This window comes from Methylocella sp., assembly GCA_037200525.1.
Lineage (GTDB): Bacteria > Pseudomonadota > Alphaproteobacteria > Rhizobiales > Beijerinckiaceae > Methylocapsa.
Window position 1 is genome coordinate 1,274,404 of sequence record JBBCGG010000001.1, and the last position, 23,951, is coordinate 1,298,354.

Below are 23,951 nucleotides of genomic sequence, written 5' to 3' on the forward strand. Positions count from 1 at the left end.
TGGTCTCCGCATGGGGAGGCTGGGATGAGTGATTTGTTTTTGTTGGGCGAGCGGCAGATGGCGCGGCTTGCGCCGCATTTTCCTCTGTCGCATGGCGTTCCGCGGGTTGACGACCGTCGGGTGGTCAGCGGAATCGTCTATGTGATCCGCAACGGCCTGCAATGGAAAGATGCGCCCAAGGATTACGGGCCGCACAAGACGCTTTACAATCGCTTCATCCGCTGGAGCCGGCTCGGCGTCTTCGACCGCATATTCGCCGCGCTCGCTGGCGAAGGTCCAAAGCCCGAGCGCATCATGATCGACGCCACGCATCTGAAGGCGCATCGCACAGCGGCGAGCCTGCTCAAAAAGGGGCTCTTCCCCGCCGTATCGGGCGCACGAAAGGCGGACTGAACTCGAAGCTCCACGTCGTTTGCGACGGCGCCGGCAAGCCCCTCGTCATGTTGCTCTCGGAGGGCCAGATGAGCGACCACAAGGGCGCGCGGCTGATGCTCAAGGCTTTACCGCCCGCTTCAATGTTGATCGCCGACAGGGGCTACGACAGCAACTGGTTCCGCGCCGCGCTGAAGGCCAGGGGCGTCGAGCCCTGCATCCCGCCAACCAGAAGCCGCAAGCTTCCCATTGCCTATGACAAGACGCTCTACCGCCAGCGTCACAAAATCGAGAACATGTTCGCCAAGCTCAAGGACTGGCGGCGCATCGCAACCCGCTATGATCGATGCGCCCACACCTTCTTCTCCGCCATCTGCATCGCAGCCGCCGTCCTCTTCTATCTCAATCAATGAGTCCTGAGCCTAGTCTTGTATTGCAGTTGTCGTAGAGTTGACGCGAGCTGTATAGCTGAGGCTTGATGAGCTATTCGGCAGATCGATTATAATAAGACACTAGCGGATGAATGTGGAGATCATATAGTTGACGGCAGTATGGAGGCGGATTAATAATCTAGACATATTCTGTATGAAGCAATCTGACGATTTATAATAGTTGAACACAGTTACAGATTGAGAATATTCGACTTAGTCGTTTCTTGTCTTCGGCGCGTCTGCTTCGCCGCGGCCGAGGAAAACTATTAGAGGCCGAGCCTTAGGCTGGGGCACCCTAAAACATGGGGGCGTTCGAATGGCTGAACAGTCGATTTTTACCGGTTTAGAGGAGAATCAGACCCGGCAGCTATGGGAGCGCCAGCCGGTGTGCATCGGTCATCAGCTCCATCATTCGCATTTGTTTACGCGCGACGCGCTGGCGGCGCTTATCGACGGCTATCCCCGCAAGGACTATGCCCTGATCCACATGGGCGCACAGGACGGCGGCCGGCGCTATTGGCGCGAAGGCGATCTAAATGGGTTGTCCGGAAAGGAGGTCATCGAGGCGATCTCGCAAGGGCGTTTGTGGCTAAATCTTCGAAGAACGAGCGAGGTCGACAGTCGTTATCGCGCGCTGCTCAAATCGGTTTTTGACGAGCTGCATGAGCGCATGCCGAACTTCGTCAGCTATGGCGAGCGGTGCGGAATCCTGATCTCTTCGCCGAATGCGCATGTCTACTACCATGCCGATCTTCCAGGCCAAATGCTGTTCCAAATTGCTGGCCGCAAGCGAGCATATCTTTATCCGCCGCAAAAGCCGTTCCTGTCGCCTGAAGACCTTGAGCAAATCGCCATCTCGGGGCTTGAACTCGATATGTCTTATGCCGATTGGTACGATGATTACGCTCGGATCTATGAGCTCGAGCCGGGGCAGATGATGTTCTGGCCTTTGAATGCGCCGCACCGAATCGAAAATCATGATTGCCTCAACATATCGATGACGGTCGAATTTTTTTCGGACGTCATTCGCCGCACCAACGTCGTCAATCTTGCAAACGGGGTTTTGCGCCGCCGGTTCGGCCTGCGGCCACGAAGCCGCGCCATTGCCGGACCTGTTTTCTGGGCTAAGGCTGTAGTGTGGGCCGCTTCTCGCAAGACATCCTGGCTCGCGAAGCAAAAAGCGCCCCATAGGCAGATCGAGTTCGGGCTTGACCGGACAGCTCTGGGGACGGTGCGCCACATCGCGTCTCCAGGATTACACACAGATGGCTGAGCCGATGCGGGCGATTGACGTGGAGACCGCCGCCCGCCGCAAGCCGCGCGATGGCGGGGCGCGAGCGGTCAAGCCGAGTTCGCGCCATGATGCCTATGAGGTTCTGGTCGACCGGAGGGAAGCTGATATCGCGGCTCGGTGGAATCATCACGAGCATCAGGCTACGACGACTGTGTTTCAAACCAGCCGTTGGCTTGAGACTTGGTATGCGACCATCGGACGCGTACAGGGACAACCGCTGCTGCTGACCGTCGCCGACCGCCGCACCGGCGCGCTCGCGGCGATGCTGCCGTTGATTCTGCGCACAGATAGCCTCTCCCGAATAATCGAATTCGCCGATGCCGATTACAATGCCCCGGCGCTTGGACCAGCCGCGCCGATCGATGTCCCCGATGCGCGACTCCTATGGTCAGCGGTGTGCGCGGCGTTGCCTGACGCAGATTTTCTCCGGCTCGACAAAATGCCCTCGATGGTGGAGGGCCGCGTCAATCCTCTCGCCCTGCTGCCGCAGGCGCGGCAATCATTGACGAACAGCAACGTGGTCGCGATCGATGGAGGGTGGAGCGATTACATCTCGACATTTGAACGGACCTTTCGCAAAGAGCTCGAACGCAGTTGGCGCGTTTTTCTCCGGCATGACGGCGCGACGTTCCGCCGGATTGAGGATCGTGCGGAAGCGATGATCGTGTTCGCCGAGCTTGAGCGCCAACAGAGCGAGCGCCTTGTTGGATCTGGCGCCGGCTATAATCTCGACAGACCGGAAATGGCCGAATTTTATCGCAAACTTGTGGCCGACGGGATTGGCGATGGCGGCGTTGTCCTCACGGCGTTGACTTGCCGCGGCGAAGTCGTCGCTGCTTTGCTCGGAGTCGCGCGAGGCGCAACCTATGTGATGATCCGCATCTGCTCCGGCTCAAAAGAATGGTCGAATTGCTCGCCGGGCCGGCTTGTCATCACGCAGACGATGCAGATGCTCCATGCGGAGGGTTACCGGCGCTTCGATTTCTCTATCGGAGACTACGCCTATAAGCGCCGGCTGGGCGTTTCCACGCGGCCGCTTTTCAGGGTCGCCACGCCGCTATCGGCTCGCGGCTTACCGATGTCCGCATATGAGTGCGCAAAGCGGTTCGTGAAGCAGCGACCGGCGATTTACGCCCAAGTTAGGCGACTCCGAAATTTGTAGTCCTCCGCCTCTTCGGCGCGAGGTCGCGCCATCAACCCGGCTGCTTTAACGCCGTGACCCTGAAGTCTCATCGGCCGATCGCGAAGCCGGCGGATGCGTTGTATTTGAGTCTTGCTGATCGAGGAGATATTTTAGTGCCTCCATCCAAAATCGCGGTGGGAATTGCGACGGCGGGCCGTCGCGCCATTTTGCGAGAAACCTTGCGCGAACTTTCGCATCAAACGCGGCTGCCCAATTGCGTCTTCGTCTGCCCGGCTACCGCAGAAGATTGCGATGAAACGCAGGCCCCTGAACTGCCCTATCCGCTTCTCGTCGTTAAGGGCGCTCGCGGATCGTCCGCCCAGCGAAATGCTATCCTTGATGCGGTAGGCGACTTCTCCGTTATGGTGTTTTTCGACGATGATTTCTTAGCCTACCCTTCTTATCTGGCCGAACTCGAGCTCTGTTTTGCCGCGCAGCCGTCGGTCGCGGCGATAACGGGGTGCGTGATCGCCGACGGCATCGTTGGACCGGGGCTGGATGCCGCTGCGGCGCGCGCTGCGCTGGCTTCGTTTAAATCCTCTCCGCACCTTCGACCGCTCAAGGACGAGTACAATGCCTATGGTTGCAACATGGCCGTGCGCCTTGCCCCCGTTCACCAGCATGGCTTGCGCTTCGACGAGAATCTGCCGCTCTACGGCTGGCTCGAAGATGTGGATTTCTGCCGACAGCTGAGGCCTTATGGCCGCATCGTCAAAAATTGGCGAATGATTGGAGTTCATCTCGGCAACAAACGCGGTCGCACTTCGGGGGTCCGCATTGGCTATTCACAGATCGCCAATCCCGTTTATCTTTGGCGCAAGGGCACGTTCCGTCTCGATCTCGCCTTGCGCCAAATGGCTCGCAATCTATTGGCTAATTTCAGCAAGCTGACGCGACCCGAGCCCTGGGTTGATCGATGGGGCCGCGTGCGCGGCAATGCGCTTGCGTTTTCGGATCTCGCTCGTGGACGGCTGCATCCTACGCGGATTCTCGATCTCGATTGAACGCCAACTCAAGCATCCGGCGGGTTCAAGGAAAACAAGCGATGTTTTCCGCTCTGGCGGCTGTGGGGAGTCCGCGGTCGTCGCGGCGCAGTGAGCCGGCGGCAGAAAAATTATGAACCTTCAACTTTTTTTGTGCTGGATCAGTGAGAAGTCGCCGGCATCGGCATTTCTCCTAGAAGAACGCAATGACAGCCATAGCGAAGTTCATGATAGCGGCTGGCGCTGCTTATTGAGTTAAAGCGCGGCTTGGGGCCCAATTTATGAAGATAGTTTTCATTTGTGATTTCTTTTTGTCATCGGGCGGCGCCGCGAAGATCGGCTTGGATCTCGTTCAGATGCTCACGGCGCAGAACATCCCGGTTAAAATTTTCGTCGGAGGATCCTATGATGGCGATTCAACCGTTCCAGTCGTTTCATTGGGGCAAAAGGGACTTCTTCACGCCGATCCCAAGACACGCATTTTCCGTGGGTTGTTTAATGCCACGGCGCATGCTGAGCTGGTCAAACTCATCGATAACGATGACACCCCCGACACGATCTACATCGTCAATTCCTGGTTTCAAATCCTTTCCCCTTCCATTTTTGCGGCGCTGAACCGGGTCGCAAAACGCGTTCTGGTTTACGCCCATGACTTTTTTATCGCCTGCCCAAATGGCGGCTATTTCGATTTCACTCGCGAAGAACCATGCGACCGCATCCCGCTTTCCATGTCATGTCTCGTCACCCAATGCGACAAACGGAACTACTTGCAAAAGATCTGGCGATCGGGCGTGTCGGCGATGCGGCGATTGACCTGGAACATCGAGCGCAACGGTTCAAGGGTCGTTGCCGTTCACGAGGGTATGGTCGACTATCTGACCAAAGCGGGAATAGCTGAGAAATCCATCAGCGTTGTTCGCAATCCATCGACGCCCTTCACGGCGCTCCCGGTTAAGGCCGAGTGTAATCGCGAGATCCTCTATGTCGGAACGCTGACGGAGCAGAAAGGCTTTGACGTGCTGATCGAGGCTCTACGCGAGCGGCCATGGACCGCGAATATCTTCGGCGAAGGCGACATAAGCGTTCCAGCAGACCCACATCTGATTGGGCACGATTTCCAACCTCACGACATAATTGCTGACGCCGCAGCAAGATCTCGCCTATTCATTATGCCGTCGAGACAGCGTGAAACCTTCGGGCTGGCGGCTTTGGAGGCGTTGGGCTCCGGCATTCCTGTCATCGTAAGCAAGCAAGCTCTATTGGCTGCGGACATCAAAACCCACCGGTGCGGGCTTGTCTTGCCGGCGGTGGATAAGAGCAGCGTTCTCAAAGCTCTCGATGAATTGTTTGCCGACGACGGCCGCGCTGCGGAATTCAGCCGCCGGGCGGCAGGTGCGCACGCTTCGATTTCCCCATCATATCAGGATTGGATGAAGCAGATTTTGGACGTCTGTGCATCGATGCTGAAATAACCGCATTGACGGCCTGTCCGTGGACGGTGTCCAGTTGAGTTCACGCTAACGGTGAGAAAAGTGTGTTATATTCACAATGAGATAAGTAATAAGTAAAGAGCTAAGCCAACTATAATCTGATAATATATTTATATTACAACATATAAACTTCGGCTTGTTGTATAATTTGATATGCTTGGCTTGCTTTTTTTGTAAAATAGAGTCGTAATAAAGACATTTCTCGTCAGACATTTTTAAGCGAGGATTGGCTATGCCGTTCCGATCCCTACAGTCTGCTGAAAATGTTCAATCAGTTTCGGACGAATGCAACACCGTTCCAGGGAACGCTTGTAGTCATCAAGCGGACGATCAGTCATCAATTGTATCGTTCCCCGTAGGAGGGCGAATAAAGAGACTTACTGATGTTATTATTACACTATTTGTTCTTCCGTCTGTGCTTATAATTATCCTTTCGACGGCATTAATATTGAAATGTACTGATCCTGGCCCAATTTTATACAAGCAATTCCGGCTTGGGTACCGGAGGCGCGCATTTGTCTGCTTCAAGCTTAGGACGATGGTCGTCGACTCGGAGAATGTGCTGAAAGCATTGTTGGAGTCGGATCCCGAGAGTCGAGCCGAATGGAACCTCAATCAAAAACTCGTCCACGATCCGCGCGTCACGCCCTTTGGACAGTTCTTGCGACGATCAAGCATCGATGAACTGCCTCAGCTTCTAAACGTCCTTCGCGGCGACATGAGCTTGGTTGGGCCGCGTCCGATCATTCCGTCCGAAGCGGCGCGCTATGGCGATCAACTTGGAGCCTATTTTTCGGCCCGCCCTGGATTAACGGGAGCTTGGCAAGTGAGCGACCGCGATAATGTGAGTTACGAGATGCGCGTCGCCATGGATGCGGAGTATGTGCGCGAATGGCGTTTTTGGACCGATGTTTTGATAATGTTGCGGACCCTCGGCACAGTCGTCGATGGGAAAGGATGCTACTGACGGAATTGCTCGTTGGAGCGCATCCATCGTCGATCAAAGCCCTATTCGAGTTGGATGTTCAGAACGCGTAGAACCCGCAAGCCTGTCCCGCGCAGCCAATACTGTGCGGAGGGCGAGCCGAGGCCGATCAACTCCAGCGCATATCGCGATATTTGAACTGGACTCAGCGCCCACGCGAGAAGCGGAACCAGCGTTTTCACGGGGGAAACGACTTGTCTTTGCCGGATGCAAATTCCGATCAAATGTTTCAAAAGGGTGATGTGCTCCAAAGAGTGATTGGGCTTGGCGTCGGCATTCTGCCAGAGAATGCGCTCTTTCTTATCGAGATTGATTGACCTTGAGGAATGGTCCCTGTTGTAGAAAACGATGCCCGGAACACGTACAATGGGCCCGAGCAAAGAAGTCTCCGCGAGAATGGCGTGATCGGTCCCATAATATGGCTGCTGCAACGTCGTCTTTTTTAAAACATCTCTCCGAAAAAGACCGAATATTTCAAAGCAGGTGCCCTTCTCGGCGACGATCTTTCTGAATCGGCCGGACGGTCCTAAATCCTTGAGGTCCGGCATCATCCTTCCGATCAATGGGATGGGGAGGCCTTGTTCATCGATGCACTGCGTTGCGCCATAGGCCAGCGCCGTTTCTTGATTCTCATCCAAGGCCGCAACGCAGGCGCCGACAAAGTTGGAGCTCAAATTATCGTCGCAAGCGCACCATTTGAAATAATCCCCCGAACTCAGCTCAAAGCCCAAATTGTGATTAGGACCCGCGCCAAGATTGCGGTCGTTCCGGACATATTTCACGCGCCTGTCCGAGGCGGCGAAGTCACGGCATATCGCCTCGGTCCGGTCAGTTGAGGCGTTATCTGTAATGATAAGCTCGAAGTCCCGGTAGTCCTGACAGAGGATCGAGTGGATTGCGTCTTCAATAAACTTCTCTCCGTTATAGACCGGAAGCGCTAACGAGACGTGAGGAGGCATTGGGCAAATCCTATCGTGGAGCGTCGCGAATGACGGTTCGAACGCGCGGGAGTTCGCGGACTGGGCGGTCCGCGGCGCTCAGATTTAGGCCTTGGCGCCTGCCGCCGAGGCGATGGATGGCTCGAAGACGAGAACCGCGCCTTCGGGTATGTCGCCGCTATCGTAGCGGGCTACAACGCTGTCGGGCATCGCCGAGGCATCGCGGGCGCGACGGAAATCGCGCAGGCTGGTTCCCATGGCGTAGGTGTCGACCTTCGGTGCTCCAAGGCCGCCCTCGAGATCTTCGAGGTCTACCGTGCGGAAGTCGATGCTGAACCGCGTGAGCCCAGAGGTATTCGGCACCGTCGAATGCATTTGCGCCCCAGAAAACAAAATAGCGCCCCCGGCCGGGCAGACGACGCGTAATTGCGGCTCCAACTCCATGGGCTCGCGCGGGCCCGGCTGCTTGCGGGTGTCGGACGTAATGTGTTTAGCCGCCTCTTTCCGGCCGACCGCGTTATATTCGTAATAGTTGAACTCTTCCGAGCCATTGCTGATCGGGGTTGTCCAGTAATTGGGGTGAAACGCCATTGAGGACTCGGAGCTGAACTCGAAGATCGGAAGCCACCAGTTCACCTGCGCCATCGGCGCCGACCACCAAGTGTCGCGATGCGCCGGAAAGGCGTAGCCCACTCCCGCCGTGAGGTATTTGTCGCTGGTCACGCCGCGCAGGCGGGGGACGTCAACATGGGTCGAGTCAAGATCGCAGCCGAAGTCGGCGACAACATCGCGGAGGAGCGCAGCGGTCCTTGGGTGATGGATGAAGCGCGGCTTTACTGGACCGAAGATCTCGACGAATCTTTCGACCGAGAGATCGAACTGCGCAGTCTGCGGGGCGAGAGGCGCGAACGCCTCATCGATGAGTTCGCGGGCGAAGTCGATAAGGGCGAGCGTGGAGGGCCGCGGCGAGAAGACGAATATGTCGCCTGCGAAAAGCCGGGCGCGCCGCTCGGCGTCGCTCGCCTTGGAATCGAAGTATATCGCAGTCATGACTATCCTCCAGAAAACTTTGAGTGAACGAAGCTAGAGCATTGTGAACGGCTCCTCGTTAGGTCGTTACGCTAAGCGCGGGGTGGGAACGGGAATGATGAATTGTCCTCCGCGCGCGCGATACTCTCTTTGCTGTTCAAGAATTTCCTCGGCGAAGTTCCAGGCGAGCAGGAGCACATAATCGGGTTGAGCCTCAAGAAGCGCTTCTGTGGCGCGGATCGGCAGGCGTTGGCCTGGCATATATTTGCCTTGCTTGTGGACGTTGCGGTCGACGACAAAGTCGATGAGGTCTAATCCGATTCCGGCCGTATTGATGAGCGTTGCTCCCTTAGCTGCAGCTGCATAGGCGGCGATCGAGGCTCCTTCGGACTTCAAACGGCGCAAGAGCGCGGAAAGATCCCGCTTCAGCACATCGACCTTAGTCGAGAAATCGCGAAAATAATCGATCGCATCGATTCCCCGCGCGGTCTCATGCACAAGCTGATCCTTGACGCTGGCGCCTACCCGCTCTTTCGGTTCGACATAAAGGCGCAACGATCCACCATGGATCGAAAGATGCTTGATCTCATTCAGATAGAGACCGTGCCGGCGGAATAATTTGTCGAGCGCCGTGACTGAGAAATAACAAAGATGCTCGTGGTAGATTGTGTCGAACTCGCAATGTTCCGTCAGGGGCTCGATGTAGGGCGCCTCAATCACGGCCACGCCATCATCCTTCAGCAATCGCGCGAGCGCCGCGACAAAGCCATTGGTGTCGGCGACATGAGCGAGCACATTATTGGCGTGAATGACGTCGGCCCTTACTCCCTCCGCGCTAAGCTCCTCGGCGAGTTGCTGGGTAAAAAAGGCGCAGCGCGTCGGCACGCCGATCTTCTCGGCGGCGGCGGCGGGGCCATCCGCCGGATCAATTCCCAACACGCCGATGCCCGCCTCGACATAGTTCTTCAGCAGGTAGCCGTCATTGCTCGCCAGCTCGATAATGAAGCTTGTTGAGCCGAGGCCGCGACGGGCAATAAGATCAAGCGCGTTCTCGCGCGAATGCTTCAGAAGCGCAGGCGAGAACGAGGAATAATATGGATAGGAATCCCCAAATAGAATTTCAGGATTTACGGTCTCGGTGATCTGCACCAAGCTGCAGTCCCGACAAAATGCGACGCGAAGCGGAAAGATCAACTCGGGTTTGTCGAGATCCGCCTCGGTCAGCAAGCGATCGGCCAGGGGCGTCTCGCCGAGATCCAGAAATGTCTCAAGACGGTTCCCGCCACAAGACCGGCAGGTTCGCTCGGTGATTGAATTCAGCGCTCCCGATGTCATGGCTGCTATTTGTCCTTCCCGGCTCTATCAAGCGTCAACGGGGGCTGCAACGAAAGCGGGGCGTAAATCCTCATCGAGTTCGCCGTCGCGGATTCGTTTCTGCACGTGGGCGATGCGTTTGAAGCGCTCGCCTTCAAACTCGTCATGCGTGAGCCCTGTCGCGCTATAAGCCTCAAACAATTGCTCGACGCCTCGTCGCGCGGTCCATTGCGGCTTGAATTCGTGCAGGCGTCGCGCGATGAAGTTGCAATCGACGCGGTAGCATCGCGTGTCCGGAGCCGCGTCGGACGCAAATTCAACTCGGCAGTTCGGCACGATTGACTTCACGATCTCGGCTATTTCGCGGATCTGGTAATTTTCGGTGGTCAATCCGACGTTGAATGCCTGATTGTGGACCACGTCGCGATCGGCTTCGAGAACAGCGATGTAAGCCCTGGCGATGTCTTCAACATGAACGATTGGGCGCCAAGGCGAACCATCGCTCTTGAGGTAAACTAGTTTCTTCGTGAACGCCCAAGCGGTCAGATTGTTGAGGACGAGATCGAAGCGAAGACGCGGCGACAATCCGTAGGCCGTTGAGGCGCGCAGGAAGGTCGGGCTAAAGGTCTCATCTGCCATGGGAGCGACAGCGCGCTCGACATTAGCCTTGGATTGGCCGTAAGGCGTGACCGGGTTGAAGGCAGCGCTCTCGTCGAGGAAATCTGCGCCGGAGGCTCCATAGTTGCTGCATGATGAGGCATAGAGAAATCTCTTCACGCCGGCCTGCTTGGCGAGCTTGGCGAGATCGAGAGATGCCTTGAAGTTGATTTCCCCGGTGAGATGGGGACGATAATCTCCCAGCGGGTCGTTCGAGAGGCCCGCAAGATGGATGATTGCGTCAAAGCCCCTTACATCGTCGATGACGGCGTCGCGGATGTCCTTCTCGATCGTCGGCGTCTCCGAAAGATTTCCGGTGAATGTGCAGGCGCGAAATATATCGCTGTCGAATCCCGTAACCGCGTGACCGCGCTCAAGCAGCATCGGCGTCAGCACCGAGCCAATGTAACCACGGTGGCCGGTGAGCAAAACTTTCATCGTCAACTCCAGGTCTTCCAGGGCGCCGGCCCGTTATCCCAAAGCTGTTGCAGGATCTGCTTCTCCCGCAGCGTGTCCATGCATTGCCAGAACGAGTCGTGACGAAACGCCATCAATTGGCCGTCAGCCGCAAGGCGGCGCATCGGCCCATGCTCAAACATGACGTCGTCGCCTTCAATGTAGTCTCTGACGCCCGGCTCGAGCACAAAAAAAGCGCCGTTGATCCACCCCTCGGAGGCTTGAGGTTTCTCCGTGAACTCGACCACGCGATTGCCGTCGAATTCGATGTGGCCGTAGCGGGCGGGTGGGCGCACTGCGGTCATGGTGGCGAGCTTTCCGTGGGATCGATGGAAGGCGAGGAGCTTGTCGAGATTCACGTCGGCGACGCCATCGCCCCAGGTGAGCATAAAAGTGCTCATTCCCATCCAATCCATCAGGCGCTTGATGCGGCCGCCGGTCAGCGTCTTTTGGCCGGTTTCGATAAGGTCGACGGACCAGTCTGGCGTCGAACTCGAATAGCGCTTTATGGCCCCCGTCCCGGTATGGATGGTCATGCTGCCATCCAAATCATTGTAGTCCTTGAACCAACGCTTGATGTACTCGCCCTTGTAGCCGAGCGCGACGGCGAATTCCTTATAACCGTAATGATGATAGTGCTTCATGATGTGCCAAAGGATCGGCATGCCGCCGATTTCGACCATCGGTTTGGGCCGGATCTCGGTTTCCTCGGCCAAGCGAGTCCCGAATCCTCCGGCAAGGATTCCAACCTTCATGATATTCTCCCCGCGGATCCCCGTCGACGCTTGCGGCGCCCGATCCGTATCCTGAAAGGATGAATAATTCTGACAATTGAATATCGTAATAAGTAAATGCCTAAATTATCGGCATATCGGCAAATAAATGCTATACGAGAGCAATCAGTTCACTGATTAGGATAAGCTAATTTACAGCTGAGGCGCTTCAAGAGTCAATATCAGCGGCTGTATTTTCAGGTTCAGCTAGCGGACATGACAGCTTGTCGACCGCAACCTATGCATTGAAATCTTTGGTTCCAAACTAAATGTTGGGCTGCTGACCGAGCGATGCGATTTCTGGTTCAAGGCCCAGCGTTCTTAGCTTGGCTGCGACTTCATCGGCGTATATGGGATTCATCACAATTACCAAGTCCGGCGGATCGGCGACAAGGGCCTCGGGCGCAATGACGGGATGTCCGGTGCCGGGCATAAATTTTCCTTGTTTATACGGGTTGATATCCACCACTGCAGATACCTCCTCGTCGAGCCCAAGGGTGGTGAGGAACGAGACGCCTTTCGATCCGCCTCCCCATAGCGCGACGCGCCGTCCGTCCGCCCAGGCCGAGCGCACGCGCTGGCGCCAACTGTCTTGGACGCGCCCGACCCGATCGTGGAAGCTGTCCGCCAGCGCGTGCATCTCATCGAGATCCTTCTCCAGAGGCCAACGCGCTTCGGTGCGGCCGGATGCGGATCTTGCATACTGGACGATGTACTGATTGTCGTAACGGAGCGCGAGGTCTGTGACGTCGAACCCCTCTTGCCGGAAAAGACGCGCGTGGGCGCCGGGGCTAAAATAAGAGCAATGCTCGTAGTAAATGTCCCAGAAGGCCCCTTCGTCGAGCACGCGCTTGGCGTCCGGCGTCTCGAAGACGATCCAGGCGTCATCCTGCGCCGCGACCATCTCTCGGATCGACCTTATGAACTCCGCGACCGGCGCGATGTGCTCCAGCGTGTGGCGGCAAAGGATAACGTCAGCGCTGAGATGCTTGTAGGGTTCAAAAAAGTCGATGATAAATTCGACGTTGTCGTCTTCCGAACCACGTCCCTCATCCGCTCTGTAGCCTGGGTCGACGCCGAGACCGCTTGCGCCGCCCGCCTTGCAGAGCTCACGCAGAAATTCTCCCTTGCCGCAGCCGATCTCAAGCACATGCTTGCCGGAGACCGCGCATTTTTGCGCAATCTCTTTAGCGAGTTCTTTGGCGAAGGCGTTGAACGTTCCCGAAAAATGCTGCGATTCCTCGAAATTAGTCGAGTAGCCCATTACCGATTCATCAAAGGCCTCATTGAAAATAAAGCTGCAGGCCTCGCAATAGAAAAGCTCAAGATCGCGGCGAGGGAAAGCGCGGGCCTGCGCTGCTGAATCAAGCAACACGCAGCTATGCACGGGGATCGACGACGCGTGGTAAAGCGCTCGCACGGCTTTGCTGCCGCAGCTCCGACAGCGCGGCGGTTCGAGTGAAGCTATAGAACCGGAGGGGTTTGCGGCAGTTGCGATTTGCATCGTCGGAAACTCCATTCACGCCCCTCATCAATCCTACAGTCTAATCGAGCTTTTCAACAAGCATAAGCTACGGCCTACATAAGGAACTGGCGCACGCGACCGGAAATAGCCAATGCGGCGCAGCCCAACTTGGTCTTTAACGCCCTTGCTCTGAATTGCGAATCCAAGGACCTTGTGTTTCGATGAGATCGCGACTTTTTTTAAACTCCCGCGACCCGCAAGCGTTCGCGTCGGCCTGTAAAGATTGGTGAAATGAGTGAGGCTGCTGACGTTGAATGTCTTGTAGTTGGAGCCGGCGTCATAGGTCTTGCCATCGCGCGCGCGCTTGCAAAGGCCGGCCGCGAGGTCGTGATATTGGAGGCGGAACATCATATTGGAACCGGAATATCATCGCGAAACAGCGGGGTGATCCATGCCGGCATTTATTATTCCTCAGATTCGTTGAAGGCGCGTTTTTGCGTCGCGGGGCGCAAGGCGCTGTACGCTTATTGCAAGGCCCAGAAAATCCCGCATCAGGTTTGCGGTAAGATCATTGTCGCCGCATCAGAAATGCAAAGTCGCCGCCTCATGGCGATCAAAGCGCGGGCCGAAGCAAATGGCGTTCTCGATCTCGTCGCGCTAGATCGAACCGAACTTCTCGCCGCGGAGCCAGAGCTTCAAGGGCAAACGGGGCTTCTCTCGCCCTCCACCGGAATCATTGACGTTCGTGCTTTGATGTTGGCCTTTCAAAGCGAGTTTGAGGCATGTGGCGGAGTTGTCGCCTTCGATACGCCCGTGACGCGCGGCGAGGTTCAGACCAGAAAAATTATGATCCAAACTGGAGGGGCGGATCCAATGCGCCTCGCCGCACGCTGGGTAATTCTGGCGGCCGGCCTCTCCACGCCAAAACTCGCGCGTTCAATCGATGGCGTTCCTCCAGCTTCAATTCCGAAAGCATATTTTGCCAAGGGCAATTATTTCTCGCTTGCCGGCCAGGTTCCTTTTTGTCGCTTGATTTATCCGCTGCCGGAGCCCGGAGGACTTGGCGCTCATCTCACCTTGGATATGGCGGGACGCGGTCGCTTCGGGCCGGACGTTGAGTGGCTTGACCTGACGGATGACGCACGCATTGACTACTCTGTCGATGAAAGCCGCGTCGCCGCATTTTATAAATCGATCCGCCTTTTCTGGCCGGGGCTTAAGGAAGGAGCGCTGGCGCCGGATTATTCGGGCGTGCGTCCAAAGCTCGTCGGGCCTCGCGAGCAAGACAGCGACTTCTTGATCCAGGACTCAAAGATACATGGCGCATCTGGTTTGATCGCCCTTTATGGAATTGAAAGCCCTGGGCTCACCGCATCGCTCGCAATCGCTGATTATGTAGCGTCCGCATTAGATGACGTTTGATCCGAGAGTTGCTTTCGCGGCGCCGCGACCGTGAAGGGATTTGACTTTAACCAATCTCGAAAAACTGTTACATAGAGCAGGTGGAAAGCTTTATTGAATCACAGCAACGTCCACTGAGAACTGAATGTAACGATTTGTTATTATAAGATAGACGTTCATACCGGGTCATTAAGCAGAGCTCATGATTGGGCAGACATCCAATTTTGTTTTGTGGTTTGCGCATCGGCGCAATCTGAATTTGCTTTGGTTATCTCTCGTCCATTTCTGAAGCCGCCGGGAACGCCATCGCCAACGTGGCGCGAGATGGTTTAAAAAGATCCGCGCGCCGCCAGCTTTTGCATAGCTTGGAAGATGCCCCAAGCTTCAGTGAAGGGCTTAATTGCCGAACAAGCAGCCTACTTCTTCGCCTTCGCAAACAAAGTCAGCGCGGGCGCGTCGGGAAACCGAGGGGTTGAACGGAGCATCTAAACGGAGCAGTGCGCGCCGGGTCGCCGGGCATGATGACAGGCTTGGAAACAAAGCGATGATCAGAGGACGGTGACGGCGAATGTTGGAATTGAACAAACGTCTTCCCCCAGATGAAAGCGCTCAAACAATCTGGGGGCCTCCCGGCGGCGAGTCACGCAGTTTTTTTAAAAAGCTGATGCAGCGTCAGCTGCCGACGATCATCGTCCTTATGATTCTTACCATCGGCCTCGGCGTCTTCTATGCGCTTACGGCTGCGCCGATCTATACCGCCGCGGCATCGATAGTGATCGACATCCGCAATCCGCAATCATTTCAACAAAAGTCGCCCGGACCCGAACCCCCTATCGACGCCTCAGAGGTGCCGACTCAGATCGAAATTCTGAAATCTCGCAATGTCAGCCGTTCGGCTATCCAACAGTTGCGGCTAGGCGAGGATCCGGAATTCAACGGTGATGGCGACGGCGGTTTTATGCAGAAAATTCTGCGCCTCAAGGCGCGAATTTTTGGGAGCGAGCGGCCGCCGACGCCGGCGGAGATGGAGCGGCGGGTGCTCGATGCTTTCGAGAGCAAACGCACGGTCACCCGCGTCGGGCAGAGCTACGTCATGGAGATCGACGCGCAATCGACCGACCCGGAAAAATCGGCGCAAATAGCAAATGCTATTGCCGACGCCTACATTGACGATCAACTCGAAGCTAAGTACCAGGCTACGCGGCGCGCGAGCACTTGGCTGCAGGATCGCCTAAAGGAGCTTCGCGCAGAGGCTTCCAACCAGCAGCGGGCGGTCGTCGATTTTCGCGCGAAAAACAATATAGTCGATACTGGCGGTCGCTTAATGAACGACCAGCAGATTTCCGAAGTCAATAGTCAGCTCATTATAGCGCAGGCGGCGACCGCCGAAGCGAAAGCCCGCTACGATCGCATCCGGCAGATCATGAACCAAGAGGTGCCGGACGCTTCAATAGCGGATGCGTTGAAGAATGAGCTCATCATCAAACTGCGCGAGCGTTACCTTGACTTGGTCGCCAGGGAGACGCTCCTGTCGGAAAAATACGGATCCGGCCATCTTGCCGTAGTCGGCCTTCGTTCGCAGATGCGGGAGATTCTGCGATCCATCAAAGATGAAATGCGGAAGATCGAGGAAAGCTACAAGAGCGATTACCAAATTGCTCAGGCGCGCGAGCAGAGCCTCAGCAACAGCCTTGGCGCCGCTGTCGCGCAATCGCAAATGAAAGATCACGCGCAGGTCCAGCTGCAGGAATTGGAAAGCGGCGCTCAGACGTCAAAGTCGTTGTACGATAATTTCCTCCAGCGCTATATGGACGCTGTTCAGCAGCAGTCTTTCCCGATCACCGAAGCTCGCGTCATCAGCTTCGCCGACACGCCTTCGACAAAGAGCTTTCCGAAAACGTCTCTGGTGCTTTTGCTGGCGACGGCCATCGGCCTCGTGCTGAGCTTTGGCATCGCATCGTTACGCGAGCTTACAGATCGGGTTTTCCGCTCGAGCGAGCAAGTGGAGGAGGTCCTGAGCGTCAACTGTCTCGCCATGCTCCCTCTTCTCAAAGCAGCGTCGGCTGTCAAATCCGAGGAATCTTCTGATGTCGAGGCGTTGTCGTGCCCCCCGAGCCGCTCGCGACTGGTGCGTCCTCACGCGATTCTCGATCATGTCCTCAGCGATCCATTATCGCAGTTTACGGAGGGCTTGAGGGCGGTCAAAGTGGCGACCGATTTTAACGGGGTCATGAAATCAAAAAGGGTTATAGGCATCACGTCGACGCTGCCTCACGAAGGCAAGTCGACCATAGCGGCGAATTTTGCGCAGATGATCGCCCATTCCGGAGCCAGCGTTATCTTGATCGACGCCGACCTTCGCAACCCAACTCTGTCACGCCAACTGGCTCCTGACAGCGCGGGGCTCATCGAAGTCATCGTGGGCTTCAAGTCGATTGACGATGTCTTGATGCTCGATCCAAGGAGCGGACTGAAATTTCTTTCGGCCGGAGCGAAATCGCAAATGCTCCATACCAACGAGCTGCTCGCTTCCGATATGATGCGAAATGTGGTCGAAAGTTTGCGCCAAAGTTACGACTATATCATCGTCGATCTGCCGCCGTTGATTCCGGTGATTGACGCGCGCGTCACCACAAACTTCGTCGACGCCTTCCTTTATGTCCTGGAGTGGGGGCGATCCAGAATCGATGCAGCAAAACACGGGTTGGGCAATGCGCCGGAGATCTACGAGCGCCTTATCGGCGTCGTCATCAACAAGGTCGATATGTCGGCGATCAGGTCCTATGAGCGTTACCGGAGCGACTACTATTACAAAAAATACAATGCGCAATATGGCAGCTCAAGCTACTTCAAATCAGACGCGCGACGCAGGACTGCAAAGACGGAGCTATAGGGCGAAGGGGCATCTCCGCTTCTTCGAGCCTCGCGAACCCAGGCGACGCGATCAGGACGAAGTCGACTGAGCGAGCTTGACGAAAGCGGCGTTCGCCACATTGTCGACCGTGTGCGCCAACATTGTCTCGCGTCCCTGCGGATGCGCTTCGTAACCATAAAGCATGTAACCCGCGGCGGGGTGAGCCGAATTCAGACTCGTAGCGTTCGCGGTGCGCGCGCCCCAGCGGCTTGAGCGGGTCGGCCCGTGCAGCGCGAGTATCTTCGCATCAACCGCCGCCCCCAAATGGAGCACGCCCGTGTCGATCGTAATAAGCAATCTCGCGCGCTGGATCAGGTCGCCGAGCTGAGCCAGCGACGCTTTTCCGCAAAGAGAGAAAACCTGCGTCGAGGGCAGGGTCGCTTTCGCCAGGATCGTCTGGACCAAAGACGCATCCGCAGGCGTGCCTGTAAAACCGACTTGCCAGCCTTCGCTCACGAGCCGGCGCGCCAGCTCTGCCCAACTCTCAACGGGCCACGCTTTGTCGGCGGCGCGGGAGCCTCCGGCGCAAGAGTGGCAGAGGACGAGCCGTTCAAGCTTCATGCCTTCGAGCGCGTCAAATTTCTCTGTTACGACATTCATTCGATAAGGTTGACCGCTAAACAGCGCTGCAAGATCGGCGTGATTATCGATTTCATGCGCATCGGCGCGGTGCCGGACGGCGATGTCGAAAGCTGCGCCGCGATGCTGGCCAGGCGGGTCGAAGCCCACGGAGACAGGGGCCGCCAAACAAGCGTAGATTGCGGTGATTCGCGTCCATGGCGTCAGGTCCACAACCATGTCCAATCGTTTTCTTCGCAAGAGATCGATCGCTGCAGCTGGATTCGTAAAGGGACACTCGATGCGCGTCATCCGCATTGGCAGGAGCCGAACGGCGGAGGCGTTGCTCTCTCCGTGAAAAACCAAAAGATCTGCCCGAGGGTATCTGTCGACAAGCGCCGAAAGGACGCCAGAGCTCAAGATCGTGTCGCCGATCGCTGTTGGTATGATGACCCCAATTCTCTGTGGATCGTAAGGCAGGGGCTTGCGTCTCCGGCCGGCCGCAAGCAACTGCAGCGCGACCACGCCGACCGCGCGATCCATGAAGCGCATCCATCCGCTCGATCTCGCCAATGTCTTCAATCCCGTTCATGCACTCATGCGCATTGAAGCGTTCAGCCGACCAATAAACCTCGGCGCATGCCGATACGTCGGCACCCCATTATACAATATTCGACAATGCGATTTCGTTAGACTAAGCTAAAGATCAAGCATGAGACATATTAACATGTCCCAATCATCATCATCATATTAGCGCATCATCGTATAAATCTTATACGAGATGATAGGTATTAAACTACCTGCATGCGGTAGGCAGTCAAGCAAAACAGATATATGATGCGCGGTCATCGATTGATCGTTTACACTACCGATCGAACGGTGAAAAGAGTCTGCGCAGGTTTTCGAATTCGATCGAACGCGTTCCGGTGCTCCATTCGGGGATGTGGCTATGACTTGGCCGGCCGTCCTGTTCTGGATCGTTATCGCCGCCGGCGTCCTAATGCGCGGTCCCTTGCTGCTGTACGCGTTCTTTGTGTTCGGCGCCTTTGGAACCTTGGACATGATACCGCACGAGGCGGTGGGCGGACTCAATTTGTCAGCGCAAACATTTTGCGCCTTATTCCTCGTCGTCAAAATCCTGTTGGCAAAGGGCAATCCCAGCCGCGCAATGGCGGCGGCGCTCGATCCGTCAAGGCTCGGAGTGCTCTTTATTTTCCTCGCCTATGGATTCCTTTCCGCCTATGTGATGCCGCGGCTTTTCGCCCATTTGGTGGAGGTAATTCCAATAGCCGTCACCCTCCCTTGGGCTGTTCCCCTCGAACCGACGGCTGCCAACTTCACTCAACCCGCATACATGGCGCTGTCGGTTGGCATGACCCTCGCGTTCACCCTCGTCGGAGGCAGCGCCAACTTCAGAGACCATTATCTCCAGGCATTATTGCTTGGAGGCATTGTCCTAATCGCCACCGGCCTCGTCGACATGACGATGGCGTCGCTTGGCCTTGCGGATTTGCTGGAGCCTTTTCGCAACGTGAGCGGCAACCCCTTGATCGATGATCATATGCTTGGCGCGAAGCGCGTCGTGGGGCTTATGCCGGAGGCCTCGTCCTATGGCGGAGTGTGCTGCGAAGCGGCGGTTGGCCTTACCTTCCTGCGTCCCAGTTTCCATAATCGACTACGCGACTTAGTTGTGCCCCCGACCATTCTCGGCCTGATCGTGATGGCCATGCTCTCGACCTCTTCGACCGCCTATGTCGGTCTCACTATCTTCGCGGTTATTTTTGCGATGAATTGGTTACGCCGTTTCCTCGCTCCGCATGCCCTGGGTCGAGATGCATTGAAATGGGAGGGTTTGTTTGTTTTCGCCGCGGCGCTGGCGTTGCTCTTTGTGGTGACGTTGGCGCCGGCGGTGCTCGACCCAGCCTATGCTATGATTGACGAGGTGATTTTTCAAAAGAGCGAGACAGGCTCCTATGTGGAGCGAACCATGTGGACGCGAGTTGGATTGGACGCGTTTTTCGCAACAGACGGAATCGGCGTCGGGCTTGGTTCTGCTCGGACCTCGAATTGGTATGTCGCCATCCTGAGCAACACTGGCGTGATCGGAGCAATGCTGCTCGGCGCGTTTATCGTGCAGGTGATGCTCGCGCGCAGCTGCAATGATAAGGGGGCCGCCGAATTCATGACAGCGCTTAAATTCACCCTGCTGCCTTCGGCTGTGATGTTGGCGCTCGCGGGGACAACCCCAGATTTCGGAGCCGGGGTAGGGGCGAAATTTGGATTGATTTTAAGCCTGGCCTCACTCAAACGCCTGCCCTTATCGTTAAGCGCCGCAACGAGGGCGGAGAACTCGTGATCGGCGGTTGGCCTGACCGGCGCTTCTTCCGCAAACTGTGCGGTGATAAAGGGCGCGGTGGGGATGATGCGTCGCTCGTTTATGTCGTTCTGCGAGGCTGTGGGGTGTGAAAAGGGCTGCGGGGTGTGAAAAGGGAGGCAGTTAACGCGGCTTCGCGCGAGGCATAAAATCCTCGCGCGACCAGATTCATCGGCGGCCGAGCCTACGCCGACTATTCCCGCCGGCGCTGCATGCCAAAGGGCTTTCGGCGAACTTGCAACGAGGCAAGAGAAATCCTCGTAGTCGGAGCGAAGGGAATCGAAATGAATTCAATATCTGACAGAAACATCAGAATTTTATTCGTCGTTACCGCCGTTACCACTGGATTTGCTTTGCTATCCAAGATCGAGATAGGCAACAGGCTGCCGTTTTTTTCAAGTCATCCGTACATCCTTTATTCCATTGTCTATCTGCTAACCGTGCTTCCATTCTGCTTTCCGCTTGTCTTGCGATGGCATCGGGTCATTGCGCCCCTGACATTGCTGGGGTTCGCCGGCGTCGCATTGGTTCTTCAGCCTCAGTTTGAAAAGCTCCACAGCATCGGGCGCGGCACTGATCAGGGAACATGCGTGATTGTGGCGGCGCATCGTCTTTTGAAGTTGCAATGGCCGTACGATGCGGCGAGCATGTTTAGCCATAATCCAATGAGTTGCGGCCCAGGCTGGGTGATGCTTCACGCGCCGCTATTAGCGTTCCTGCCTTATCCATTGACTATGTTGGCGCTTATCTTTGGCTGCATCGGTTTGGTCGCCTACTTTGCCGGAGTCGAAAGAGCGTCGCGCTTTGTGGCGGTTAGCGGAGTTGTTCCCGGCACTTGGCTATCTTTGGCGAATGGCAACGACTTTCTGACGTTTGCCTTTTGCGTAGTGGCGGTCATCGTTGCGATTGAACATGCCACCGGACCGTCGCGATGGTTTCTATCGACATTTGTAATTCTTGTTTCTCATTTCCGAATGCCATTTATTTTTCCGCCGTTTGTCATGTATCTCGGGGCGCCGAAGCGGCCGTTGAGGTTGGGCGGAGCGATCGCCGCTCTCAGCTTACTGATTTGGAGTGGGTTTTATTTTATCAACCCGGTCAGCTTCATGACGGAGGGGCCGATGCACGTGCTGCGTAAATTCCAGGGGTTGTCGGGCGCCGATTCCGGGCTGTTATTGTTTGTCGCCGTGGTCGTTGGCGCCGGTTTCCTCACCGCGTTGTTTTTATTCTACCAATACCCAGACAGCATTATGGCTTATGTCGCCTGCATTATCTGGCCGCTGTCGATCCTTGAACTAGCTCAGAGAGCCGCGACGAGCCACAGCTTTTCGGAGGCGTTTGAACTCTGGGAGGGAACATCGTGGCTTGAAGCGGTCGCGGCCATATCAGCATGGTTTTTGATTCGAGGTCAGACCCGCGAAAAAGACATCGCGTGCTGGCAAGAAAGCGTTAGACGGACGCAGGGCGTCTAATGCAGGAAGCCTGCGCCGCGCAACACGGCGCAGGCCGCCATCTCAGGCTCAAGCGGTCTATTTTATGATTTCGATAATCATCGGGTGATCGCTCAGCGTCAGCGGCACGGAGCTGACGTTGGAGAGGGCCTGCGTTGGCGTTGCGCCAACCGTGACGTCATACACGTTCACCGTTGCATGAGTTCCGCCGAGGTTAACAGTCACGTGGTCCGTTGACTCGCCTACTGGGCGTTCGTCCCACACAACCAGTTCGAACGCTCCGTTGCTTTTCTGCATGAGCAGGTCATGTACGGTCGCCGGTTCATTTGCGATCGAATAGTTGAGGACGCCAGGGGTTGTCGCTACGGATTTGGTGTCATTCAAAATCGTCGTGAGATTGTGAATGTATGTCGCGGCCGGTTTGGGGGTATAGCTCGGGCTCGGCAGGAAAAGGCCAAAGTGATCCCCGCCCTCGTCAACCAGCTCATAAATAAACGTATATTTCCATCCGCGCTTGTACTGAGAGAGATAGACGTTTAGGAGCGTTTTACCCTGGTTGTCTTGGCCGCCGGATTGATCCCACCAGCCTGTTTCGGTCGTAACGCGAGCCAGATTCGCAAGCTGTGACTTGCTGTAGCCGGCGTATCCTTTTAGCCAAGTAACTCCATAATCGTTCGGGAGGGGATCCTGAACCGGCGCGATTTGGTTGGCCGGATCGGCGTTGTTCCACGCAATATTGTCAACAGGCGCAGAAGCTTCATTCCATATTACGTAGTTATGCTGATTTGCAAAGTCAGCATAGACGGTGCCGTCCGGCATGCTCAATCCAGAGCCGCTGGGTATAGTAAGAAATTGCAGTCCAACGTTATCCGTCTCCGCGCCGCCCGCGGTTACGTCAAACACCGGATAATTCTTCAACGTGGAATCGGCCTTTGCCGCCGCATAAAGATCACGTTGCAACTTCGCCACCGGCAGCCACGTTCCTGTTCCGCCGCCAACTTGGCCTTGATAGGTGACCGGCCAATTATTCGGTTCATTGGCTCCTTCTATGGCCAATAAGAAACCAGCCTGAGCAACCGTTTTCGCGGTGGCGATATCCCCGCTGACGCTGGTTTCATTGCCGCCCGGGTCTAAGACGAGGGAGGTGGTGTTGGTTAATTTCGAGATGCTGATGATGTCGCTCGCGGCGTCGTAGCCTCGAGTGTGGCGCACTCCGACGTAATTGATCAATGGCGCATATTGCGCAGGAGTTGAGCCGTTGTTCGAAGTGGGGTGAATATTCACTCCCAACGAATTCAGGAAGTCATTAGCGCTCACGGCGGTGACGCCGGGGCCTGTCGTGGGAGGAGCGGCGGGAGGAGTAGCAGGAGGAGTGGCGGGAGGCGTGGGAGGCGCTGTGCCCGTGCCGGAAGCGCTTGACGCCGCCGCCGGCTCGATCGTTACCCCGATCGCATCCCAATAGTTCGCGGCCGCCTCGTTAGCGATCTCCGCAGGGACGGCGCTTCCCGACGCCGTCAGCGCTTTATCGCCAGAAAACGTTGAGCGTTGCGTGAGATTTCTCGAAACATTGCCCAAATCGCTGGGCCCGGTGATCGGGTCAGACACAAGGTTGAAGTCCCAGAAGCCGACATACCATTCGCCGGCGACCGTCGTTTTGGCTAAGGCCGGGATTTGGCAAGATTTAGCGTTGATGGCCCCGCAACCTGCGCTGCCTCCAATCGGCGCAGTGATATTGGCGTTGCGATATGTCCGGATGACTCCTTGTGGATAGGATGTCCCCCGCCAGGTGTATGAAGAAGGCTCATTGTTTGCGATGCGCCAAAAAAGCTGAGCGCCCTGGATCGAATTGAAGGTCTTCGTCACCTCGGTCCAGCCCGAAGGCG

General features: G+C 56.3%; 18 protein-coding genes and 1 pseudogene. 11 read left to right on the forward strand and 8 right to left on the reverse strand.

Features of this window, described 5'->3' with window-relative positions; translation table 11 throughout:
- Nucleotides 1-57 precede the first annotated feature (57 nt).
- The 7 genes and pseudogenes from WDN46_06040 to WDN46_06070 all read left to right on the forward strand — a co-directional run bounded on the left by WDN46_06040 (nt 58) and on the right by WDN46_06070 (nt 6,720).
- Nucleotides 58-195: pseudogene (locus tag WDN46_06040) on the forward strand (transposase).
- Nucleotides 162-785, forward strand: coding sequence for an IS5 family transposase (locus tag WDN46_06045; GenBank protein ID MEJ0092985.1), 624 nt, complete (start codon nt 162-164; stop codon nt 783-785). Before WDN46_06040 ends, WDN46_06045 begins: the two are co-directional and overlap by 34 nt.
- Nucleotides 786-1,119: 334 nt before the next feature.
- Entirely contained in the window at nt 1,120-2,076 is a 957-nt protein-coding gene (locus WDN46_06050) for a cupin-like domain-containing protein (GenBank protein MEJ0092986.1), read from the forward strand.
- Entirely contained in the window at nt 2,069-3,259 is a 1,191-nt protein-coding gene (locus WDN46_06055) for a GNAT family N-acetyltransferase (GenBank protein ID MEJ0092987.1), read from the forward strand. The genes WDN46_06050 and WDN46_06055 overlap by 8 nt, the downstream gene beginning before the upstream one ends.
- Before the next feature lie 134 nt (nt 3,260-3,393).
- Nucleotides 3,394-4,284, forward strand: coding sequence for a glycosyltransferase (locus WDN46_06060; GenBank protein MEJ0092988.1), 891 nt, complete (start codon nt 3,394-3,396; stop codon nt 4,282-4,284).
- Between the two features lie 260 nt (nt 4,285-4,544).
- On the forward strand, nt 4,545-5,735 hold the full coding sequence (locus tag WDN46_06065; GenBank protein MEJ0092989.1) for a glycosyltransferase family 4 protein: 1,191 nt from the start codon (nt 4,545-4,547) through the stop codon (nt 5,733-5,735).
- A gap of 250 nt (nt 5,736-5,985) precedes the next feature.
- A complete protein-coding gene (locus tag WDN46_06070; protein ID MEJ0092990.1) occupies nt 5,986-6,720 on the forward strand; it encodes a sugar transferase in 735 nt (244 codons plus the stop codon).
- Between the two features lie 41 nt (nt 6,721-6,761).
- Here WDN46_06070 and WDN46_06075 read toward each other — a convergent pair whose 3' ends face one another.
- The 6 genes from WDN46_06075 to WDN46_06100 all read right to left on the reverse strand — a co-directional run bounded on the left by WDN46_06075 (nt 6,762) and on the right by WDN46_06100 (nt 13,280).
- Nucleotides 6,762-7,697, reverse strand: coding sequence for a glycosyltransferase family 2 protein (locus tag WDN46_06075; GenBank protein MEJ0092991.1), 936 nt, complete (start codon nt 7,695-7,697; stop codon nt 6,762-6,764).
- 84 nt (nt 7,698-7,781) lie between these two features.
- Entirely contained in the window at nt 7,782-8,726 is a 945-nt protein-coding gene (locus WDN46_06080; protein MEJ0092992.1) for a hypothetical protein, read from the reverse strand.
- 66 nt (nt 8,727-8,792) lie between these two features.
- Nucleotides 8,793-10,040, reverse strand: a complete 1,248-nt coding sequence (locus WDN46_06085; protein MEJ0092993.1) for a class I SAM-dependent methyltransferase — start codon at nt 10,038-10,040, stop codon at nt 8,793-8,795.
- Between the two features lie 27 nt (nt 10,041-10,067).
- Entirely contained in the window at nt 10,068-11,114 is a 1,047-nt protein-coding gene (locus WDN46_06090; protein MEJ0092994.1) for an SDR family oxidoreductase, read from the reverse strand.
- A 2-nt stretch (nt 11,115-11,116) separates the two neighbouring features.
- A complete protein-coding gene (rfbF, locus tag WDN46_06095) occupies nt 11,117-11,887 on the reverse strand; it encodes a glucose-1-phosphate cytidylyltransferase (protein MEJ0092995.1) in 771 nt (256 codons plus the stop codon).
- 283 nt (nt 11,888-12,170) lie between these two features.
- A complete protein-coding gene (locus WDN46_06100; protein MEJ0092996.1) occupies nt 12,171-13,280 on the reverse strand; it encodes a class I SAM-dependent methyltransferase in 1,110 nt (369 codons plus the stop codon).
- 381 nt (nt 13,281-13,661) lie between these two features.
- Between WDN46_06100 and WDN46_06105 the strand changes: the two genes are divergently transcribed.
- Entirely contained in the window at nt 13,662-14,792 is a 1,131-nt protein-coding gene (locus tag WDN46_06105; protein ID MEJ0092997.1) for an NAD(P)/FAD-dependent oxidoreductase, read from the forward strand.
- Nucleotides 14,793-15,435: 643 nt separating this feature from the next.
- Nucleotides 15,436-17,664 carry a polysaccharide biosynthesis tyrosine autokinase gene (locus WDN46_06110; GenBank protein MEJ0092998.1) on the forward strand — a complete coding sequence of 743 codons (2,229 nt, stop codon included), beginning with the start codon at nt 15,436-15,438 and terminating at the stop codon, nt 17,662-17,664.
- A gap of 51 nt (nt 17,665-17,715) precedes the next feature.
- On the opposite strand, the gene WDN46_06115 is transcribed toward WDN46_06110, so the two are convergent.
- Nucleotides 17,716-18,786, reverse strand: a complete 1,071-nt coding sequence (locus tag WDN46_06115) for a glycosyltransferase family 9 protein (protein MEJ0092999.1) — start codon at nt 18,784-18,786, stop codon at nt 17,716-17,718.
- A gap of 406 nt (nt 18,787-19,192) precedes the next feature.
- Between WDN46_06115 and WDN46_06120 the strand changes: the two genes are divergently transcribed.
- Nucleotides 19,193-20,599, forward strand: coding sequence for a hypothetical protein (locus WDN46_06120; protein ID MEJ0093000.1), 1,407 nt, complete (start codon nt 19,193-19,195; stop codon nt 20,597-20,599).
- A 302-nt stretch (nt 20,600-20,901) separates the two neighbouring features.
- Nucleotides 20,902-22,089, forward strand: a complete 1,188-nt coding sequence (locus WDN46_06125; GenBank protein MEJ0093001.1) for a hypothetical protein — start codon at nt 20,902-20,904, stop codon at nt 22,087-22,089.
- A 57-nt stretch (nt 22,090-22,146) separates the two neighbouring features.
- Here the strand turns inward: WDN46_06125 and WDN46_06130 are convergent, their stop codons facing one another.
- A complete protein-coding gene (locus tag WDN46_06130; GenBank protein ID MEJ0093002.1) occupies nt 22,147-23,385 on the reverse strand; it encodes a glycosyl hydrolase in 1,239 nt (412 codons plus the stop codon).
- Nucleotides 23,386-23,951: the final 566 nt, after the last annotated feature.

What these genes read in the sequence shown, in the direction of transcription:
- WDN46_06045 (MEJ0092985.1), top strand. Translation starts at nt 162, where the DNA reads ATGGAAAGATGCGCCCAAGGATTACGGGCCGCACAAGACGCTTTACAA.
- WDN46_06050 (MEJ0092986.1), top strand. Translation starts at nt 1,120, where the DNA reads ATGGCTGAACAGTCGATTTTTACCGGTTTAGAGGAGAATCAGACCCGG.
- WDN46_06055 (MEJ0092987.1), top strand. Translation starts at nt 2,069, where the DNA reads ATGGCTGAGCCGATGCGGGCGATTGACGTGGAGACCGCCGCCCGCCGC.
- WDN46_06065 (MEJ0092989.1), top strand. Translation starts at nt 4,545, where the DNA reads ATGAAGATAGTTTTCATTTGTGATTTCTTTTTGTCATCGGGCGGCGCC.
- WDN46_06070 (MEJ0092990.1), top strand. Translation starts at nt 5,986, where the DNA reads ATGCCGTTCCGATCCCTACAGTCTGCTGAAAATGTTCAATCAGTTTCG.
- WDN46_06075 (MEJ0092991.1), bottom strand. Translation starts at nt 7,697, where the DNA reads ATGCCTCCTCACGTCTCGTTAGCGCTTCCGGTCTATAACGGAGAGAAG.
- WDN46_06080 (MEJ0092992.1), bottom strand. Translation starts at nt 8,726, where the DNA reads ATGACTGCGATATACTTCGATTCCAAGGCGAGCGACGCCGAGCGGCGC.
- WDN46_06085 (MEJ0092993.1), bottom strand. Translation starts at nt 10,040, where the DNA reads ATGACATCGGGAGCGCTGAATTCAATCACCGAGCGAACCTGCCGGTCT.
- WDN46_06090 (MEJ0092994.1), bottom strand. Translation starts at nt 11,114, where the DNA reads ATGAAAGTTTTGCTCACCGGCCACCGTGGTTACATTGGCTCGGTGCTG.
- rfbF (MEJ0092995.1), bottom strand. Translation starts at nt 11,887, where the DNA reads ATGAAGGTTGGAATCCTTGCCGGAGGATTCGGGACTCGCTTGGCCGAG.
- WDN46_06105 (MEJ0092997.1), top strand. Translation starts at nt 13,662, where the DNA reads ATGAGTGAGGCTGCTGACGTTGAATGTCTTGTAGTTGGAGCCGGCGTC.
- WDN46_06110 (MEJ0092998.1), top strand. Translation starts at nt 15,436, where the DNA reads ATGCAGCGTCAGCTGCCGACGATCATCGTCCTTATGATTCTTACCATC.
- WDN46_06115 (MEJ0092999.1), bottom strand. Translation starts at nt 18,786, where the DNA reads ATGGATCGCGCGGTCGGCGTGGTCGCGCTGCAGTTGCTTGCGGCCGGC.
- WDN46_06120 (MEJ0093000.1), top strand. Translation starts at nt 19,193, where the DNA reads ATGACTTGGCCGGCCGTCCTGTTCTGGATCGTTATCGCCGCCGGCGTC.
- WDN46_06125 (MEJ0093001.1), top strand. Translation starts at nt 20,902, where the DNA reads ATGAATTCAATATCTGACAGAAACATCAGAATTTTATTCGTCGTTACC.